Origin of the sequence: Amycolatopsis sp. NBC_01286 (genome assembly GCF_035982555.1) — a bacterium.
Classification (GTDB): Bacteria; Actinomycetota; Actinomycetes; order Mycobacteriales; family Pseudonocardiaceae; genus Amycolatopsis.
In genome coordinates this window covers 6,774,547-6,792,769 of the sequence record NZ_CP108428.1, presented here as the reverse complement: position 1 = coordinate 6,792,769, position 18,223 = coordinate 6,774,547, and the positions used below count along the sequence as shown (strand labels likewise).

Genomic DNA, 18,223 nt, shown 5'->3' with positions numbered 1-18,223 from the left:
ACACGCGTGATTGAAGGGTCGACACGGCGAAGCCCGACCCGGCCCGCCGTGTCGACTCCCCAATCACGCGAGTTGACCCTTCGATCACGCGTGTCGACCCTTCGATCACACGTGTCGGCTCTCGGATCACGCGTGTCGGCCCGCGGGGCTCAGGACGTGGGGGGTGGGGCGACTACTCGGAGCTGGAGCATCGCCGCGAAGCGGGCTTCCGGGTCCGTCATGTCGAAGCCGCCCACCTCGGCCAGGCGGCGGAGGCGGTACCGGAAGGTGTTCGCGTGGACGTGGACCGCGGCCGACGCGGCGATGACGTCGCCGAAGGCGTCGAGCCAGGCCCGGAGCGTCTCGACGAGGTGGGCGTGGTGCAGCTCGTCGTACTCCAAGAGGCGGGCGACCGTCCCGGTCGGGCGGTCACCCCGGGCGGCGACCAGGTCCTGCAGCTCCAGCAGCAACGCCTCGACGTGCACGTCGGCCAGCAGCGCGGCGCGGCGGCCCGCGCCGCTGCCCGTGCGCAGCACCCGCAGCGCGCGGTCGGCGCTGTCGCGCGCTTCCGGCAGCTCGGCCGCGCTGCGGGCCACCGGGCCGATGCCGACGACCGCGCGGACGCGGTCGCCCACCCGGTCCAGGAAGTCCCGGGCGATGCGCATCGCGCGTTGTTCGCCATCGGCGTCGCGGCTCACCGGGACCAGGCCGTAGGCCGTGTCGCCGACGAGGGCGGCCGCGCAGCGCGGGTGGACGGCGCTCAGGTGCATGGCCAGGCCGTCGCTGAGGCGTTGCCGTTCGGTGGCGAGGCCGGCGTCGGCGGCCTCACCGCTGTCCAGCACGGCCAAGGCGAGCACGACGACCGGCTGGTCGGCCAGGCCGAGCCGGCTCAGCGCCTCGCGAGCGGCGGCCCCGCCTTCGAGCGCCGTGCTGAGCAGGTCCGCGCGGAGGCGTCGTTCGACGTCGGCGCCCGCCCGGACGCGCAGCATGTGCAGCGCCACCAGGCGAGCGGCGTCGCAGAGCGCCTGGGTGCGGTCGGCGGTCAGCGGCTCGGACACCGCGGCCCAGATGGAGCCGAGGATCTCGTCGCCGGCCCGGACGGCGACGGCCACGCGCGGCATCGTCAGCCCGTCGAGGCGTTCGACGGGCAGGTCGACGTACACCGGCTTGTCGGTGCGGTAGAGCTCGCGGAACACGCCCCGGTCGGACAGCATGCGCGCGAACCGTTCGGGGACCTGGCGGCCGAGGATGGTCTCGACGCGCGAGGGGTCGGCTTCGTCCTGCCGCCCGGAGAAGGCCAGCACGCGGGAGCGGCGGTCCTCGATGGTGACGGGCGCGTCGATGAGCGCCCCGATCGCGTTGGCCACGGCGAACAGGTCGCCCGACGGCAGCCCGGCGAGGGTCTCCGGCTCGGCGTCGCCGACGTCGCCCTCGGCCAGCAGCGACCGCAGCATCGCCGCGAGCTGGGTCCAGGACGCGCCGCGCGTCAGGGACAGCAGCGCGACGCCGGTCTCTTCGACGGCGGCGGTGACCGCTTTTGTCACCGTGACCGGCGCGCGCAGGACGAGCCCCGCGGCGTCGTGGCGGGCCAGGATCCGCAGCTGCCGGACGACCTCGTCCGGGTCGCCGAGGCCGACGCCCAGCACCAGGGCGTGCTGCGGCAGCGCCGGTTCGTCGAGGGGGTCGTGGATGGCGACGCCGCCGATGCCGCCGGCCCGGTCGCCGTCCCCGAGCACCAGGTCCAGGAGGGTGCCGCCCAGGTCGTCGAGGACGCGGCCGAGGCTGGCGTGCGGGCGCAGGTTCACGGAAACGAGCACCTCCCGAAGCTAGGCGTGTCGCTGCCAGCCTAGTTCGTCGGCGCGGACGAAATCAGCCCCTGAGTTCGTCGAAATCGACGAACCCGAGGGCCGGACGTCAGATCAGCTTGGCCGCGACGTTGTACGCCTCCACCTGCAGCCGGGCCTGCGGCACCCGGCGCGTCGGATCGACGCGGATCGTGCGGCTCTCCCCCGGCAGCAGCCAGAAGTAGTTGTCGTCGTAACGCGTCGGCAGCACCCGATCCTTCCCGTTGCGCTCCCGCAGCGACAGCCGGATCATCGCCGCGACGGTCCGGCCCGTGTTGCGCACCGTCGCGACGTAGCCGGCACCGTCCGGCCGCAGCGACGTCGTCAGCTGCGCGCCCGGGAGCTGGTTGAGCGCCCGCATCGCGGCGTCGGTCCGGTAGCGCCAGTACGTGTTCTCCGACAGCACCGCGCCGTGGGCGTCGGTCAGCGTGAGCCGCAGCAGGTGCAGGTCCGGCAGCGTCACGTCGAAGGGCACCGTGAACGTGTCCATGGCCTCGATCGGGGCGACGTCGACCTTCTGCTGCCGCGCCGCTCCCAGCGGGGCGCCGTCCAGCCCGAACAGCCGCGCCGACGCCGTGACGCCGCTGAGCGCGGACGGCGTGTGGTTGACCACCCGGACCTGCCACGTCGAGAGGTCGGCCTGGACGTGGTGCGCCTCGCACCCCTTGCGGGCGCCGTAGTAACTGCCGTTGACGTCGAGGTCGTAGTCGTAGGTCTGCCAGACCGTGCTGTGCCACGCCGGGTGCGACATCCACAGCAGCACACCCGTGGCGTCGGCCCACAGCTTTGTATTCCACGCCTCGAAGATCGCGCGCATGCTCTCGTAGTTGACGAACTGGGCCTTGCGGCAGAACTCCGCGAGGCTCGTCGACGGCGCCAGCCGCGCGTCGATCGCCGCGAGGTAGGTCTGCGGCGACTGGTTGCCGTTGGTCGACCAGTCGTGCAGGAACCACGGCGCGCCGATCGGCCAGCCCGCGTCACCTTCGCCGACGAGGTTGCGCATGCTCTCGACGACCGACACGGTCGGCAGCCCGATCTCGCTCCAGAACCCGTGCTTGCCGCCGGTCGCCTCGCCGGTGAAGTACTGCTTCGGGTCGAGCCAGCGGTACGGGCCGTCGCCGGTGATCACGCCGCCCGCGGAGTTGCCCTGGTAGAGCAGGTCGGTGCTGGTGGTGACGATCTCGCGCAGCGCGGAGTCGATCACCGCCGGCGGGGTGCCTTCGTTGCAGCCGAACCAGACCGTCGCGCACGCGTGGTGGCGGTAGCGCAGCACGGTGTCCTTCGCCTGGGCGAGGAAGATGTCGTGGTTGGCCGGGTCGGTCGACCAGCCGTCCCAGAACTCGTTCCACAGCAGGATGCCGTACTTGTCGCACGCGTCGAACAGCTCTTGGCGGTAGGACGAGCCGACCCAGTTGCGGATCAGGGTGAAGTTCATGTCGCGGTGCATCGCCACGACGGCGTCGGTCCGCTCCTGCGGCATCCGGCGCAGCAATTCGTCCCAGCCCCAGCTGCCGCCGCGGGCGAACACCTTGACGCCGTTGACGAGGAAGGTCAGCGGTTTCGGGCTGTTGTCCACCGACACCGCGTCGGTCCAGGTCTGGCCGTCGGCCGAGACCTGGACGGTGAACGTCGCCGCGTAGGCGGTTTCCCAGGTCAAGACCACGCGATCGAACGCAGTCGCCGCGCCGAGGTCGACCTGCAGCCACTGGTTGTCGTCGTAGGCCGACGTCCAGCGCGTGTTCGGGTCGCCGTCGACGGCGTTCTCCGGCGGGTTGCCGTCCGCGACCGACGACGACGTCGCGGTCCCGCCCTTCGCCAGGTCCGTGTCCGGGGCGGCACTGTCCACAACGGACATCGTCCAGAGCGAGAAGCCCCAGCCGGTGGCGCGTTTGAGGCCCTGCATCCGGACGTACCGCGCGTTCTGCGGGGCGAGGTCGACGCTCTGGGTGGCCCGGCCGTCGGCGATGACGATCGGCAGGTCGTACCGGTAGCCGATCTGGCGCAGGCCGATCTTCACCGTCCGGCGATCGCTGGTGGACGCGCCGATCGCGGCGGTGAGCGTCAGGTCGTAGAGGTTCGGGTCGCCGTACCCGTTGGGCCACCACAGCTTCGGGTTCTTCACCTGCTGAGCCGGGAAGACGACGTCGGCGGCCTGCCCGGCCGGGACGGTGACCGTGCTCGACACCTTCACCGGGCCGAAGGCGGCGGAGACCTTGATCCGCTGCGCGGTGGCGGCGGCGTTGCGCACCGGCACGGTGAGCGTGACCTCGGCGGTGGTCGCGTCGGGCAGCTTGGTGTCGACGCGCACGTCACCCAGCACGGCGGCGCCGGTCGAGCGCAGCCGGACGTGGTCCCAGATGCCCGCCGCGCGGTCGCGCACCGCCGGCATCCAGTCCCAGCCGGACACCGCGAGGTAGGTCGGCGAGTTGTCGAACATCGTGCTGCCGGCGTCGACGAACGACTGCCCGGCCGGCCCCTTGTCGCCGGGGCTGCCGGGCCGCGGCATCGGCGAGATCTTGACGGCGAGGGCCTGGTCGCCGGAGCGGCGCAGCGCCGCGGTGACGTCGAAGGCGCCGCGGCCGAACGGGTGGCTCTGCGTGCCGATGTTCGCGCCGTTGAGCCAGATCGCGGCCTCGTGGTTGACGCCGTCGAGTTCCAGCCACACGTGCCGGCCCGGCGAGGTGTCGAGGCCACGCGGTAGCGAAAACCGGCGGCGGTACCACCAGGCGTGCCGGGAAAGCGCTTCCGGGACGTGCATGTTGTGCATGCCGGACACCGGGTCGGGCAGCTGGCCCTGCTCGACCAGCGACGCGAGGACTGTGCCGGGCACAGTCGCCGGGAGCCAGCCGCGGGTGTCGACCGACGCGCCGGACAGCGCGGCGCCGTCCCCGGTGGGCGTCCAGTCGTCCATCGTGAGCACCCAGCCGGACTCGAGCGGCACGGTGCCGTCGGGCGCGAGCACCAGCGCGGGCGGGTCGTCGTGCGGGCGCACCGGGAAGCTGGTCCAGCCGCGGACCGCGGGCCGGTGGTCGCGGCTGGTGCCGAACACCTGGAAACCGTTGAGGCCCAGCGGGTTCGTCGTCGAGCGGCTCGCCGCAGTGAACCGCACCCAGCGGGCCGTGGCCGACACCGGGATCGTCACGACGCCGCCGGTGCCGGCGTCGGTGTGGTGGACCGTGCGCCAGGCCTTGCCGTCACCGGAGACGTCGAGGTCGAAGGCCACCGCGTAGCTGGAGAAGACCTCGTCACCGGCGGTGTGGGTGCGGGACGCGCCGAGGTCGAGGGCCGGGTCGCCCGGCTTGGCCTCGAAGGTCAGCACGACCGCGTCGATCCGGCACTGGCCCTGCAGGTCGACGACGATCCACTGGCCGTCACCGGGGGAGGCGCGCCAGCCGGAGCCGCGGACGCCGACCTGGGCGAGGCCGTCGACGGCGAACTCGGCCGGGGTGGCGGCGTAGTCGGTCGAGGACACCTGGACCGGCCGGAACAACGCCAGGTCGGTCCGGGCGGCCCGGCCGTCGGCCGCCGCGGGCGCGGCCGAGGCGACCCCGCCCGGCAGGACGGCCGCCAGGCCGAACCCGGCCAGCAGCCCGCCACCGACGGCCAGGAGGTTCCGCCGGGACACCGAAGCCACCTCCACCGGTTCGACGCCGGCCCCGATGCCGTACTCCTCCGCCATGGAAACTCCCGTTCTCGAAGCGGCAGTCACGCACGACGCGGGCCCTCGCGGGGTGTCGGCGCCGGTGACTGACAACGTTGCCAGTGAGCATCCGCCGTGCTCGCGGGGACGGTCAAGAAGACAAGGAAGACAAAAATTAGGAATAATGACATCGATGTCTGCGATGGCGTACGGCGTCCCGTTCAGCGGTGACGTCGTCCTGCCGGACGGGGTCGCGCTCGGTACGGTTGCATCGACTCCGCACCGAAGCTCCGGCGCGGGTTCACCCGAGGAGGCAGCACGCCATGGTCCAGGTCGAACGCACCGTCACCGTCCGCACGCCGGTCGACCAGGTCGCGGGCTACCTCGCGGACTTCGCGCACACCGAGGAGTGGGACCCGGGCACGGTCCGGTGCACCCGCACCGACGCCGGGCCGGTGGCGGTCGGCGCGCGGTGGCACAACGTCTCGGAGTTCCGCGGCAAGCAGACCGAGCTCGACTACGAGCTGACCCGGCTCGAGCCGGGCCGCGTCACCTTCGTCGGGCAGAACAAGACGGCCACCTCGACCGACGACTTCACCTTGACGCCGGGCCCGGACGGCACGACGGTCCACTACCGCGCGACGATCGTCTTCCACGGCCTGGCGAAGCTCGCGAGCCCGCTGCTCAAGCGGGTGTTCGAGGGGCTCGGCGACGCCGTGGTCCCGAAGCTGACCACCGCGCTGGAGCGGCTCAAGACGCGCTGATGCGCCCGGCGGCCACGTCGGCCGCCATCCCGAGGTCGTCCACCACCGTGAAGCCGCGCTCCCCCAGGTGCGCCCAGCCCGGCCCCGCCGTCATGACGTCGAGGCCGAGGTCGCGCAGCCGGAGCACGAGGCGGTCGTCGGCGGTCGGAGCGGCCATCGACCACAGCACGACCAGCACCGGGTCGAGGCGCTCGGCGAGCTCGGCGAGCGTCTCGGCCGGCACGAGCTGGCCGAGGTAGCGCACCGGCACGCCGGACTCGGCCAGCGTCGCCCGCAGCGCCTCCATCGGCAGCGAATGCCGTTCGGCCGGGCAGCACGCCAGCAGCACCGGGCGGCCCGGCACCGTCTCCGGGAACCGGCGGCCGAAACGCTCGAGGGCGAAGGAAGCTTCCGTCGTGAGGGCCCATTCGGACGCGAAGCAGACGTCGCCGCGCTGCCAGCGGTCGCCCAGCTCCCGCAGCACCGGGACCAGGACGTCGGTCCAGGCCGCGGCCGCGCCCAGCGTGGCCAGCGTTTCGTCGATCAGCGCGGCGACGGCCTCGAACTCCAGGTCCTCGGCCGCTTCCGCGAGCTCCCGCACCCGGCGGGTGGCCGGGACGCGCGGCCGCGGCGCGGTGGTGAAGGCCGCGGCGGCCGCCTCGCGCACCGGCATGCCGCGCCCGATCAGCCGCTGCATGTGCTGCAGGCGGCGGACATCGGCGTCGGAGTAGCGGCGGTGCCGGCCCTCGCTCCGGGCCGAGGGCCCGATCCCGTACCGCGCGCTCCAGCTGCGCAGCGTCACGGGCGACACGCCGAGCAGCTCGGCGACCTTGCCCGGCGCCCACGAACCCGCGGCCGGGACGGGTATCGCGCCGACGTCCATCCGGATCCACCGTCCTGTTGGCACCCACCGGCCCGGTGAGCTGGCGGAAGCATAGCGACGGGCAGGTTCGCCGCCGGCCGGCGCGGGGACACCGCGGCCGGGACGACGACCGGTCGCGTCCCCACCGGCACCGGTGATCCGCCCGCGTCGGCCGGCAGCGAACCGGGGAAGCGCTGTCCCGTCCCGGCCAAGTTACACCCGGCCCGCAACGGTCGGGCATCGTTGCAACACGGATGCGGTACCCAGCGGAAGATCCCCCGCGAGGATGACCGCTGTGTGGTTTCGCGGTCGCCGGGGTACCACCCGTCCGGGGAGGGGCGGTTCCCATCGCCGAGCACGGAAGACACCCCATGGACGACCATCGCACCGCGGCCGCCGTCGGCCGGACCACCGAAGCCGGGTTCGTGACCGTCCGCGGTTCCGGCGACCTCGATCTCGGCTGCGCGCCCCGGCTGCGCCAGCTGCTGCTCACCGCCGTCCGGGAGGCGGCCCGCGGCGTGGTCGCGGACCTGAGCGCCGTCACCTTCTGCGACTCCACCATCTTGAGCGTGCTCGTCGACGCGCACCGGGCGGCCCTCGCCGGCCGCGTCCCGTTCGCCATCACCGCCGACCGGGCCTCGGTCGTGCGGCCGCTCGAGATCCTCGGGCTGGACACGCTGCTGCCGCTCTACGCGGACCTCGACGCGGCCCACGCGGCCGTCAGCCGGTGCCCGCAGACCCGCGTCTCCTGACGCCCCTGTGGATCGGCTGAAGAAACCGGCCGCACGGTCGCCGCACCCGGGGCGGGCACCCCAGGATCGAGGGCATGGTGGTCCTCTCCGAACGAGCGGCGGTGCGGCGGCTGCACGACCGGCTCGGCTTCGGCCCGCGGCCCGGCGACCTCGACCGCGGGTTCGCCGAGACGCGCGACCGGCTGCTGGGCACCGGTCCCGACGCCGGCGCGGCCGCGACGCCGATGCCGTTCCCCGGTGCGCCGCCCGACCGGCCCGGCAAGCAGGACAAGGCCGCGAAGCAGGCGGCCACCAAGCAGCTGCAGGCGCAGGCCGCCCAGGCCACCCTTTGGTGGCTGGACCGGATGACCGCCGCCGACGTCGCGTCGGTGGAGCGGCTGACCTGGTTCTGGCACGGGCACTTCGCCACGAGTGAGCAGAAGGTCCGCAGCCCGGAGCTGATGCTGGCGCAGAACCAGGCCCAGCGGGACCACGCGCTCGGCAGCTTCACCGACCTGGCGCGCGCGATGATCGTCGACCCGGCCCTGCTGCTGTGGCTCGACGGCAACAGCAACAAGGCGGGCAAGCCCAACGAGAACCTCGCCCGCGAGTTCATGGAGCTGTTCACCCTCGGCGTCGGCCACTACACCGAGGACGACGTCCGCGAAGCCGCGCGGGCGCTCACCGGCTGGACGGCCCAGCGGGACACGACCACCGCGAAGCTGGTGCCGAAGCGGCACGACGACGGCGAGAAGCGCATCCTCGGCGCCACCGGCGACTTCGCCGCCCAGTCCTTTGTGGACCTGGTGCTGGGCCGGCCGGAGTCGGCGCCGTTCGTCGTCGGGCGGATCTGGTTCCGGCTGGTGTCTTCGGCGCCGCCCGCCCCCGACGTGCTGAACCGGCTGGTCGCGGCCTACGGCAGCCGTCGTGACATCCGGGCGCTGCTGCGGGCGATCACCGCCGAACCGGCGTTCCGCGACAGCGCGACGTCGCTGGTCAAGCAGCCGGTCGAGTGGCTGGCCGGGCTGCTGCGCGCGTTCGGCGTGCGGCCCGGCTCGCTCGACGAGAAGACCCGCGCGCAGCTGCCGGCCGGGCTGCGCGGGCTCGGTCAGGTGCCGTTCCTGCCGCCCAGCGTCGGGGGCTGGGCAGCGGGCGGCGCCTGGCTGACGACGTCCGCGGGGGTGGCCCGGCTGCACCTGGCCCAGCTGGTCGCGGCGCACGCCGACCTCGGCGTCGTCGCCAAGGCGTCGGACAAGGCCGCGGCGATCGGCGAGCTGCTCGGCGTCGACGCGTGGTCGGACCGGACGCGGGCCGCGCTGGCCGGGGTCGCCGGCGACGTCCGGCAGCTGGCCACCGTGGCCGCCTGCGCTCCCGAATACGTAGTGAGTGGGTGACGATCGTGCAGGTCAACCGACGCCGGTTCCTCACCGCGACCGGGGTGACGGCCGCCGCGGCGCTCGCCGCCGGCGCGACCCAGGTCGACTGGCCGCGGCTGATGTCGGCCGCGCAGGACAACCCGCTGGACCCGGACGCGGGTGTGCTCGTGGTGGTGACCCTCTACGGCGGCAACGACGGCCTCAACACCGTCGTCCCGGCGGGCGACAGCGCGTACCAGAACGCCCGGTCCGAGCTGGCCTACAAGCCCGAAGAGGTGCTCGACGTCGGCGAGGGGCTCGGGCTCAACCCGGGGCTGAAGGGGTTCAAGAGCCTCTGGGACAGCGGGCAGCTGGCGATCCTGCGCGGGGTCGGCTACCCGAAACCGGACCACAGCCACTTCCGGTCGATGGCGATCTGGCAGACGGCGTCGCCGGAGACGTCGGTGCCGACCGGCTGGCTCGGCCGCTGGCTCGACGCGACCGGCGACGACCCGCTGCGCGCGGTGTCGGTCGACCCGGTGCTGCCGCCGTTGCTGGCCGGCGCCCGCACAGCGGCCGCGTCGCTGCCGGTCGGCGGGCTCACCCTGCCGAAGGGCGCGCTCGGGACGGCGTTCCAGGGCCTCGGCGCGGCCCAGTCCGGCGAGGGCTACTGGCAGGCCCGCGCGGCCCGGTCGGTCGGCGACCTGCACCGCGCGGTGGCGACGCTCGGGGCGCACGCGTCCACAAAGGACAAAGGAAAGACTCAGCCGCGCAAGGGAGAGCTGGCCGCACAGCTCGACGTCGTCGCCGGGCTGATCGAGGCGGGCGTGCCGTCGCGGGCGTATTCGGTGTCGCTGGGCGGCTTCGACACGCACGCCGACGAGCGCGGCACCCAGCAGCGGCTGCTCACCGAACTGGACGGCGCGCTGACGCCGTTCGTGCAGCGCCTCGCGAAGACCGACCGCGGCAAGCAGGCGGTGGTGATGGTCTACTCGGAGTTCGGCCGGCGGGTGATCGCCAACGCGAGCCAGGGCACCGACCACGGCACGGCGGGCCCGATGTTCGTGCTGGGCGCCAACGTCCACGGCGGCTTCCACGGCGCCGAGCCGAGCCTGACCGACCTCGACGACGGCGACCTCAAGCTCACCACGGACTTCCGCGACGTCTACGCGACGATGGTGGAGGACGTCCTGGGCACCGACGCGGGCCCGGTCCTGCCGGGCCACAGCGGCCGGCTGACGGGGTTGTTCGCCTGATACTCAGGCGGGCGGCAGGGGCCGCGGCGTTCGACGACGGAAGTTTCGGCCACCCGGCGATGCCGTGGCGAATTCGTGCAGGGGCGCCGGTGAGCGGTCTGCCGCGGCTTGTCGTGAGTGTTTAGGAGGGTTAGAACCCTCCTAAACACTCACGACCGCTGCGGCACAGCACGGAGGCCGGATTCGCCGGCATCTCCGGCCCGGCCTTCACCGGCGTGCGGACCCGCCCGGACGCCTCACGCGGGCGGCAGTCCGGCGAGCCGGAACCGCGCTCCCCCGTCCGGCGCCGCCTCGCACCACAGGTCGCCGCCGTGGGCCCGGGCGAAGCCGCGCGCGATCGGCAGCCCGAGGCCCGAGCCACCCGGGCCGCGGGCCTCGTCCAACCGCACCAGGCGGTCGAAGATCCGCTCGCGGTCGGCGCCCGGGACGCCTGGGCCGGTGTCGGTCACCGTGACCCCGTCCGGGGCGACCTCGAGGGTCAGCGTGCCGGGCCCGGCCATCGCGCGGACCGCGTTGTCCGCGAGGTTGGCCAGGATCTGCGTGAGCCGGGCGCTGTCGCCGAGCACGCGCGCGTCCGGGCCGGTGACCGTCACCGTCACCTCGGGCGCCGTCAGCTCCAGGCGGTCGGCCTGGGCCCGGGCCAGCGCGAGCAGCGCCACCGGGGCGCGTTCGAGGTCCGCGCCCGCGTCGAGCCGGGCCAGGTCCAGCAGGTCCGCGACGAGCTTCCCGGCCCGCTGCGACTCGCGGACCACCAGCAGCTGCAGCCGGGCCGGGTCGGCGTCCGGTGGCAGCTGCAGCAGCGCCTCGGCCGCCGCCTGCACGCCGGCCAACGGCGTCCGCAGCTCGTGGGCGGCGTCCGCGACGAACCTGCGGGTGCGCGCTTCCGACGCCCGCGCCGCTCGTTCCGCGCCTTCGAGGGCGTCGAGCGCCGAGTCGAACGCGGCCGCCGCGCGGCCCAGTTCCGTCGTCGCCCGCTCCGGCGCGAGGCGGCCGCCGCGGCGGCCGGCGACGATCGAGCGGGCCAGCCGGGTCATCGCGTCCAGCGGGGCGAGCGCGAACCGGACCGCCAGCAGCAGGGCGACCGCGGCGACGAGCAGCGCGGCCAGCCCGGTGCCGAGCAGCACCCACCGCAGGCTCTGTTCCGCGGCCGCCACGAGGGTCTCGTCCGCGGTCAGCGTCAGCTTCGCGCCGTTGATCCGGGGCGGGCCGGACAGGGTCGCGCGGACCTGGCGGATCCGGTCGGCCGGCGGCAGGTCGGCCGCGCCGAGGAACGTGCCGTCCGGCAGCGCCAGCGACGCCTGCACGCCCCGGGTTTCCATGCGCCGCACCAGGTTCTGCGGCGCCGCGTTCTGCTTCGCCAGCTGCTGGGCCAGCTGCACGCGGGCGGTGAGCAGGCCGTTGACGTCCTTCTCGGCCTGGGCGCGGAACACCGTGTCGACGACGAACCCGACCGCGACCAGCACCACCGCGAGCACCACCAGCACCGTGACGGTGACCCGGCGGCGCAGCGACACCGTCCGCAGCCCGGTCACGGCTCGCCGCGCAGGACGTACCCCTGGCCGCGCACGGTGTGCAGCACCCGCGGGCCGTGCGCCTCCAGCTTGCGGCGCAACGTGCTCACGTTGACCTCGACCAGGTTCGCCGCGTAGTCGCCGTAGCCCCACACCGCGGTCAGGATCTGCGTCTTGCCCACGACCCGCTCGCGGTGCCGCGCGAAGTAGACCAGCAGCTTCCACTCGGTCGAGGTCAGCTCGACCTCGGCCGCGCCGTACCGGACGCGGCCGCCCTCGACGTCGACCACCAGCTCGCCGATCTCCACCGCCGCCGGCGCGCGTCCGGTGCGGCGCAGCACGGCCGTCACCCGCGCGACCAGCTCGGCCAGCACGAACGGCTTCACCACGTAGTCGTCGGCGCCCTCGCCGAGCCCGCGCAGCCGGTCCTCGACGCCGTCGCGCGCGGTCAGCATCACGACCCCCGCGGCCGACAGCCGGCGGATCACCCGCAGCAGTTCGAACCCGTCACGGCCCGGCAGCATCACGTCCAGCACCACGAGATCCGGCCGGGCGCGCGACAGTTCCGCTTCGAGCCCGGCGCCGTCGGGCAGCGCCCGGACGTCGAACCCGGCGGTGCTCAGCGCCGTCTCGACGGCGACGCGGATCGCCTCGGCGTCCTCGACGACCAGGATCCGCGGCGCGTTCACCGGACCAGCGTAACGCCGTCCACTGTGGTCATTCCCCGAACGCGCGAAAGCCGGCCCCGGAGGGTTCCGGAGCCGGCTTTCGCGGGGTGGTCAGGCGGTGACTTCCTCCTTGGCCGCACCGGAACCGACGGTGATGCGGCGGGACTGGGCCCGCTGCGCCACCGGGATCCGGACGGTCAGCACGCCGGCGTCGTAGTCCGCTTCGATGCGGTCGGTGTCCAGCGTGTCGCCGAGCAGCAGGCGGCGGGTGAACACCCCACGCGGGCGCTCGCTGACCTGGTACCGAGCGCTTTCGGCCGGGTTGGCGGGCCGCTCGGCGCGCACGGTCAGGACGTTGCGCTCGACGTCGAGGTCGATCGAGCCGGGCGTGACGCCGGGCAGGTCGAACTGGACGACGAAGTCGTCGCCGTCGCGGTACGCGTCCATCGGCACGCTCGCCGGACGGCTCGCCGTGCCGGTGGCGCCGAAGAACTGCCGGCTCAGCCGGTCGAAGTCGCGGAACGGATCGGTACGCAGCACCATTTCGGATCTCCTTCCCACCAGGGGTTCGTGGTCGGGGCGGTGGTGGCCACGCCCTCGCAAAGTTGATAACTACAGACTCAACTTACTTGTTCCAGGACCGCTCAACCCGAGCCTGTGACGCCGGGCACAGCCAGTCACGCGTGGGTGACCCCCAACGGGTGGATAACCGCTCGATGGGCGGATCGACGCGGGTCAGGCGGTTATCGTCCGGTCGAAGCGTCCACAATGGACCGAAGCTGGACTGGGAGGGGACCCCGTGCGCGTGACCCATGCCGCTCTGGCGGCGCTGGCGGCCTGCGGGCTCGTGCTGCTCGCCCTTCCCGCGCCGTGGTCCGCGCACGCCGACCCGCTGCCCGGCGGCCTCGGCCCGTGCGTGCCGGGCACCTGCCCCGGCACCTTCCCCCCGGTCGGCAACGGCTCGTTCGCCGGGCGCGACAACGGCGTCAACGTCTTCGTCGGCGGCACCATGCGCGTCACCGGCAGCGCGGCCGAGGCCGAGGGCCGGGTGGTCGTCGGCGGTGACTTCACGCTGCGCAAGACGTCGGGCTCCTCGATCTACAACGTCGGCGTGGCCGGGGTCGGCTCGCGTGTGCCGCCGCCGGACGGCGCCGACTTCCTCACCGTGGGCGGCGATCTCACCGTCGCCGACACCCAGCGGCTCGACGCGGTCGGCGACTCGGGCGGCGGCGTGGTGCGCCACGCCGGATCGGCGAGCGGCACCGTGATCGGCACCCTCGTCCACGATCCGGCCGCGATGAAGCCCTACGCGGGCCTGCGCGAAGACCTGACGGCCGCGAGCCGGTGCTACGCCCGCGTCGAAGGCGCGCCGCGGACCGCCACCGGGACCGTGGTCAACCAGGGCTACCAGACGCTCTTCACCGGCGACGGCAAGTCCGCGCTGCAGGTCTTCAACGTCACTGCCGACATCGCCGGGCCGGGCGGCACCACGCAGGGCATCACGTTCGAGGGCATCCCGGCCGGCGCCACGGTGCTGGTCAACCTCACCGGCGGCCCGCGCACGATCAACACCTACAGCGGCACCCTCGACGACAACGACCCGCTCAACAAGCTCCGGTCGCGGTTGCTGTGGAACATCCCCGACGCGGCGACGGTCACCCTGACCGGCAGCGGCCAGTTCCAGGGCAGCGTGCTGGCCGGCAACCCCGACGGCACCACGACGATGACCCTCCCGGGCAGCAACGGCCGGTTCTTCACCACGGGCAACCTCGTCCACGGCTCGAGCGGCGGCCCCGGCAGCGGCCAGGAGTTCCACGCGTACCCGTTCACCGGCGACCTGCCGTCGTGCACGAAGCCCGAGCCGACGACCACCGCGCCGACGACGCCCACCACACCGGGCACCAGCACCACCACGACCACATCGACGACTTCGACGACCCCGACCACCGGCCCGGCCACGACGACCACCGGCGAGCCCACCACGACCACGGCTCCCACCACGACACAACCGACGACCAGCACCACCGAACCCACCACCGGCGAGCCCACCACGACGGGGCCGACGACCACCACGACGGAACCGACCACGAGCACGTCCGAGCCGACCACCACCAGCACGGCACCGACGACGGACACGAGCACCACCGGGCCGACGTCGACGACCACCACGGCCACGAGCACGGCCACCGTGCCCACGAGCACCACCGGCGACACGACCACCACGGACACCACGTCGACGTCCGGCACCACCCCGGTTCCGGTGCCGGTCACCGGCGGCGGTTCCGGCAGCCTGCCGGACACCGGCACCGACGCCGGCCCGCTGCTCGGCCTCGGCGCCCTGCTGGTCACCGGGGGTACCGCGCTGGTGCTCGTGACCGTCCGCCGCCGCACCCGGTGACCCGGCAGGTGTAACTCCACAATGGACCGATCTTTCACACTGCGGGCTCACGGGGAGCGTGTCACCATCGGGTGAAGTACCTCGCGGGCCCGTGGACCTAACAAGGGCGTAGCACTCTCGTAATGAAGGGTCATTACGGTCCCCGGGGCATGTCGATCGGGCAAATGGCGGGCCCCGCGCCGGTGGTGGCTCCGCGAGGTGAACGGGTGCTTGCGGTAGAAAACGAGAAAACGAGAGTGTCGCGGGGCTGGGTGCTGCCCGTTTTCGGGGCGGTGCTGGGCGCGCTGGTCTTCCTCGTGGTGCGAGGCAGCTTGACCGACGACAGCTACATCACCCTCGCCTATGCGAAAAACCTCGCGGAACACGGCGAATGGGGCATCATCCCCGGTTCCCCGGCGAACTCCGCGACGTCCCCGCTGAACGTGCTGCTCCTCGGCGCCTTGACGCTGGTGACGCGCATCGCGGGCGGTTCGCACCCGGTGGTGGCGCTGGGCATCCTGACCGTGGTGTGCGGTGGCGCGCTCGGCTGGGCGTGGCAGCGGATCGGCCGGGTGCTGTCGCTGCCGACGGCGGCCGGCGTGCTCGGCATCACGCTGGTGCTGCTGAACCCGTTCGTGTTGTCCGCGATCGGCTTGGAAGTCCTGCTCATCCCCGCCGTGCTGCTGGTGCTGACGGCGCTCGCGCTGGAAGGCCGGGCGGTCTGGTTCGGCGTCGCCGGCGGGCTGGCCGTCCTGACCCGGCTCGACCTCGTCGTGTTCGTCGTGGTGATCGCCCTGGGTACCCCCGCGATCCGGCGGCGGCTGCTGCCCGCGGCGGGTTTCGCGGTCCTGACGACGGCGCCGTGGTTCCTGGTCAGCTGGATCGTGTTCGGCTCGTTCGTGCCCGACACCCTGGTGATCAAGCAGTCGCAGGCGGGGCTGTTCGCGCCGTGGAGCTACAGCACCGGGCCGATGATGTACTACCTCGGCTGGCCGGTCACCGTGCTCGTGTCGTTCCTCCCGGCGCTGGTCGGCGTGGTCGCGCTCGCCGGCTGGGCCGCGGCGCGCTTCGCCGTCCGCTGGCCCGACTTCCCGCCGCTGGGCCCGCTCGCCGCGCTGGCCGCGGGCGGGATCCTTTACTACATCGCCTATTCCTACCTCGGAGTGGGCCCGTTCCACTGGTACTACGTGGCGCCGGTGACCGCGACGAGCGCGTTCGCCGTGGCCGCGTTCGGCGCCTGGTACGCCCAGACGCGCGAACGCCCCGCCCTGAGGACCGGTCCCCCGCTGCTCGCGCTGGGCCTGACCGGCTTGCTGGTGCTCAGCGGGGCCGCGGTCGACGCCGCGCAGGGCCTGCCCTGGAAGTCGCCGGTGGTGTTCGGGAACTGGGCCAGCGCGGACGACTACGCGCGGGTCGGCACCGAGCTCGGCAAGCGGCTCGACGGGGCGAGCGTCGCCAGTCCCGGCGAGATCGGCACCCTGGCCTACTACTGCCAGTGCGCCATCCTCGACGTCTTCTCCGACCGCGGTGAAGCCGTTTCGCTGGTCCAGCAACGGATCGCGAACGCGAGTCCGGTGATGAGCCTGGCGCTGCGGGTCAACTACCACTGGCTGGACCGCTCGGCCGGGCCGCGCAAGCCGGACTACCGGCTGCAGTACGCCTCGGGCCCGGCCACCGGGCCGGACAGCTGGCAGGTGTACTCGGCCGCCAAGGGCGTCGGGCACTTCGTCCTCACCCGCGAGCCGTGAGCGTCGCCCATCGGGAGCCCGTTGTGGACACGGCTCCCGAACCGCGGCCCCGCACGCCACGACGCTGGGTGCTGCCCGTGGCGGTCGCCGCGGGGTCGGCGCTGGTGTTCGCCGCCGTGCGCCCGCACCTGATCGACGACACGTTCATCACCCTGTCCTACGCCCGCAACGTCGCCTTCCACGGACACTGGGGCCTGATCACGGCCGAGACGTCGAACACCGCGACGTCACCGCTGAACGTCCTGCTGCTCGCAGCCCTGACGTTCGTGCTGCGCGACGCCGTGCTCGCCTGCGGCGTGCTGTTCGTGCTCGGCCAGGTGGCGCTGGTGCTCGCGCTGCGCCGGAACGGGACGCGGGCGGGCCTGCCGGCCTGGTTCGCGCCGGCCGCCGTCGCGCTGCTCACGGTGAACCCGCTGCTGCTGTCGTCGATCGGGCTGGAGGTCGAGCTCGGCGCGGCCGGGATCGCCTGGCTGCTGGTCTGCGCAGGTGAACGGCGGCCGGTCGCGTTCGGCGTGCTCACCGGCCTGGTCGCGCTGGTCCGGCTCGACCTGGTCGTGGTCGCATTGGTGCTCTTCCTGCTGCGCCGCCGGTTCTGGGATAAGGCCTGGCAGACGGTGCTCGCCGCGGCGGCCGTCGCGCTCCCCTGGTTCGCCTTCAGCTGGGTGGTGCTCGGGTCGGCCGTGCCGGACACGGTGATCATCAAGACGCTGCAGAAGTCCTGGGGAACCTGGGACTTCGGCAACGGCGTGGGCCTGTACGCCCGGGTCTTCCCGTGGGCGACGGCGTTGTCGTTCCTGCCCGCCGCCCTCGCGCTGGGCGCCTTCGTGCTCTGGCTGGCGGGCTCCGGGCGTCGCAGTCCACTGTGGACGAAGGTGCTGCCGTTCGCGCCGCTGGTGCCCGCCGGGCTCGCGCACTACCTCGCCTACACACGGCTGCACGTGCCGCCCTACCACTGGTACTACGGGCCGAGCCTGGTCACGGTGACGCTCTTCCTGGCCGCCGCCGTGGCGGCGTGCGTGCGCGTGCCCGCCCGGGTGGCCGGCGCGGTCGCCGTCACCGGGGTGCTGGTCCTGAGCGTCGGCTTCTACGTCTCCGACGGCCTGCCGCGGCGGTTCGCGCCGCTGATGTCCAACCACGACTCGACGGCGGACTACGAGCGGATCGGCCCGGAGCTGGGCCGGCTGGTCGGCGGCGGCACGGTCCGCAGCGGCGGGGAGATCGGCGTGCTCGCCTACAGCTGCGGCTGCGCGATCGTCGACCTCTTCGACGACCGCGGCGCCGTCGGGCCGGCCATCACCGCGCGGAAGGCCGACCTCGGCGCGCTCGGCCGCGCGCTGGTCGACGTCAACTTCCGGTACTTCGACCACGGCGACCGGCCGATCGTCACCGACTACGCCCTGGTGCGCGGTGATCCGCCGCCCGGTGCGCTGGCCCACTGGACACTGTCGTCGCCGTGGGCCGGCACCCAGCAGCTGTATCTCGTCCGGGGCAACGGAAGCGGAGCTTGAA

At 73.3% G+C, this 18,223-nt stretch carries 13 protein-coding genes; 7 read left to right on the top strand and 6 right to left on the bottom strand.

The features are described 5' to 3' along the window. Positions 1 to 149: 149 nt before the first annotated feature. Entirely contained in the window at positions 150 to 1,796 is a 1,647-nt protein-coding gene (locus OG570_RS32020) for a PucR family transcriptional regulator (protein ID WP_326950283.1), read from the bottom strand. Positions 1,797 to 1,893: 97 nt separating this feature from the next. Further along, on the bottom strand, positions 1,894 to 5,502 hold the full coding sequence (locus OG570_RS32015; protein ID WP_326952787.1) for a discoidin domain-containing protein: 3,609 nt from the start codon (positions 5,500 to 5,502) through the stop codon (positions 1,894 to 1,896). A gap of 284 nt (positions 5,503 to 5,786) precedes the next feature. Here OG570_RS32015 and OG570_RS32010 point away from each other — a divergent pair, with 284 nt between their 5' ends. Then, complete coding sequence (locus OG570_RS32010; RefSeq protein WP_326950285.1) at positions 5,787 to 6,227, top strand: SRPBCC family protein; 441 nt, start codon at positions 5,787 to 5,789, stop codon at positions 6,225 to 6,227. On the opposite strand, the gene OG570_RS32005 is transcribed toward OG570_RS32010, so the two are convergent. After that, the gene (locus tag OG570_RS32005; RefSeq protein ID WP_326950286.1) at positions 6,214 to 7,089 is read right to left on the bottom strand and encodes a MerR family transcriptional regulator; all 876 of its coding nucleotides are present in this window, start codon (positions 7,087 to 7,089) and stop codon (positions 6,214 to 6,216) included. The genes OG570_RS32010 and OG570_RS32005 overlap by 14 nt on opposite strands. Before the next feature lie 350 nt (positions 7,090 to 7,439). On the opposite strand from OG570_RS32005, the gene OG570_RS32000 reads away from it, so the two are divergent. From OG570_RS32000 to OG570_RS31990, 3 genes are all read left to right on the top strand, one after another. Beyond that, positions 7,440 to 7,820 (top strand): STAS domain-containing protein, encoded by a 381-nt coding sequence (locus tag OG570_RS32000; RefSeq protein WP_326952786.1) that lies wholly within the window; start codon positions 7,440 to 7,442, stop codon positions 7,818 to 7,820. Positions 7,821 to 7,894: 74 nt separating this feature from the next. Next, a complete protein-coding gene (locus OG570_RS31995; RefSeq protein ID WP_326952785.1) occupies positions 7,895 to 9,193 on the top strand; it encodes a DUF1800 domain-containing protein in 1,299 nt (432 codons plus the stop codon). Then, entirely contained in the window at positions 9,190 to 10,410 is a 1,221-nt protein-coding gene (locus tag OG570_RS31990) for a DUF1501 domain-containing protein (RefSeq protein ID WP_326952784.1), read from the top strand. Before OG570_RS31995 ends, OG570_RS31990 begins: the two co-directional genes overlap by 4 nt. Before the next feature lie 236 nt (positions 10,411 to 10,646). On the opposite strand, the gene OG570_RS31985 is transcribed toward OG570_RS31990, so the two are convergent. From OG570_RS31985 to OG570_RS31975, 3 genes are all read right to left on the bottom strand, one after another. Beyond that, positions 10,647 to 11,942: a sensor histidine kinase gene (locus tag OG570_RS31985; protein ID WP_326952783.1), complete on the bottom strand. Its 1,296-nt coding sequence runs from the start codon at positions 11,940 to 11,942 to the stop codon at positions 10,647 to 10,649. Further along, complete coding sequence (locus OG570_RS31980) at positions 11,939 to 12,610, bottom strand: response regulator transcription factor (protein ID WP_326952782.1); 672 nt, start codon at positions 12,608 to 12,610, stop codon at positions 11,939 to 11,941. Before OG570_RS31980 ends, OG570_RS31985 begins: the two co-directional genes overlap by 4 nt. Before the next feature lie 90 nt (positions 12,611 to 12,700). Next, entirely contained in the window at positions 12,701 to 13,132 is a 432-nt protein-coding gene (locus tag OG570_RS31975) for an Hsp20/alpha crystallin family protein (RefSeq protein WP_326952781.1), read from the bottom strand. Positions 13,133 to 13,388: 256 nt separating this feature from the next. Here OG570_RS31975 and OG570_RS31970 point away from each other — a divergent pair, with 256 nt between their 5' ends. The 3 genes from OG570_RS31970 (at position 13,389) to OG570_RS31960 (ending at position 18,222) form a co-directional block, all read left to right on the top strand. Then, positions 13,389 to 14,987 carry a choice-of-anchor A family protein gene (locus OG570_RS31970; protein WP_326952780.1) on the top strand — a complete coding sequence of 533 codons (1,599 nt, stop codon included), beginning with the start codon at positions 13,389 to 13,391 and terminating at the stop codon, positions 14,985 to 14,987. 206 nt (positions 14,988 to 15,193) lie between these two features. Further along, positions 15,194 to 16,714 (top strand): hypothetical protein, encoded by a 1,521-nt coding sequence (locus tag OG570_RS31965; protein WP_326950294.1) that lies wholly within the window; start codon positions 15,194 to 15,196, stop codon positions 16,712 to 16,714. Further along, complete coding sequence (locus OG570_RS31960) at positions 16,711 to 18,222, top strand: hypothetical protein (RefSeq protein WP_326952779.1); 1,512 nt, start codon at positions 16,711 to 16,713, stop codon at positions 18,220 to 18,222. The genes OG570_RS31965 and OG570_RS31960 overlap by 4 nt, the downstream gene beginning before the upstream one ends. Position 18,223 lies beyond the last annotated feature (1 nt).

What these genes read in the sequence shown, in the direction of transcription:
- OG570_RS32015 (WP_326952787.1), bottom strand. Translation starts at nt 5,502, where the DNA reads ATGGCGGAGGAGTACGGCATCGGGGCCGGCGTCGAACCGGTGGAGGTG.
- OG570_RS32010 (WP_326950285.1), top strand. Translation starts at nt 5,787, where the DNA reads ATGGTCCAGGTCGAACGCACCGTCACCGTCCGCACGCCGGTCGACCAG.
- OG570_RS32005 (WP_326950286.1), bottom strand. Translation starts at nt 7,089, where the DNA reads ATGGACGTCGGCGCGATACCCGTCCCGGCCGCGGGTTCGTGGGCGCCG.
- OG570_RS32000 (WP_326952786.1), top strand. Translation starts at nt 7,440, where the DNA reads ATGGACGACCATCGCACCGCGGCCGCCGTCGGCCGGACCACCGAAGCC.
- OG570_RS31995 (WP_326952785.1), top strand. Translation starts at nt 7,895, where the DNA reads ATGGTGGTCCTCTCCGAACGAGCGGCGGTGCGGCGGCTGCACGACCGG.
- OG570_RS31975 (WP_326952781.1), bottom strand. Translation starts at nt 13,132, where the DNA reads ATGGTGCTGCGTACCGATCCGTTCCGCGACTTCGACCGGCTGAGCCGG.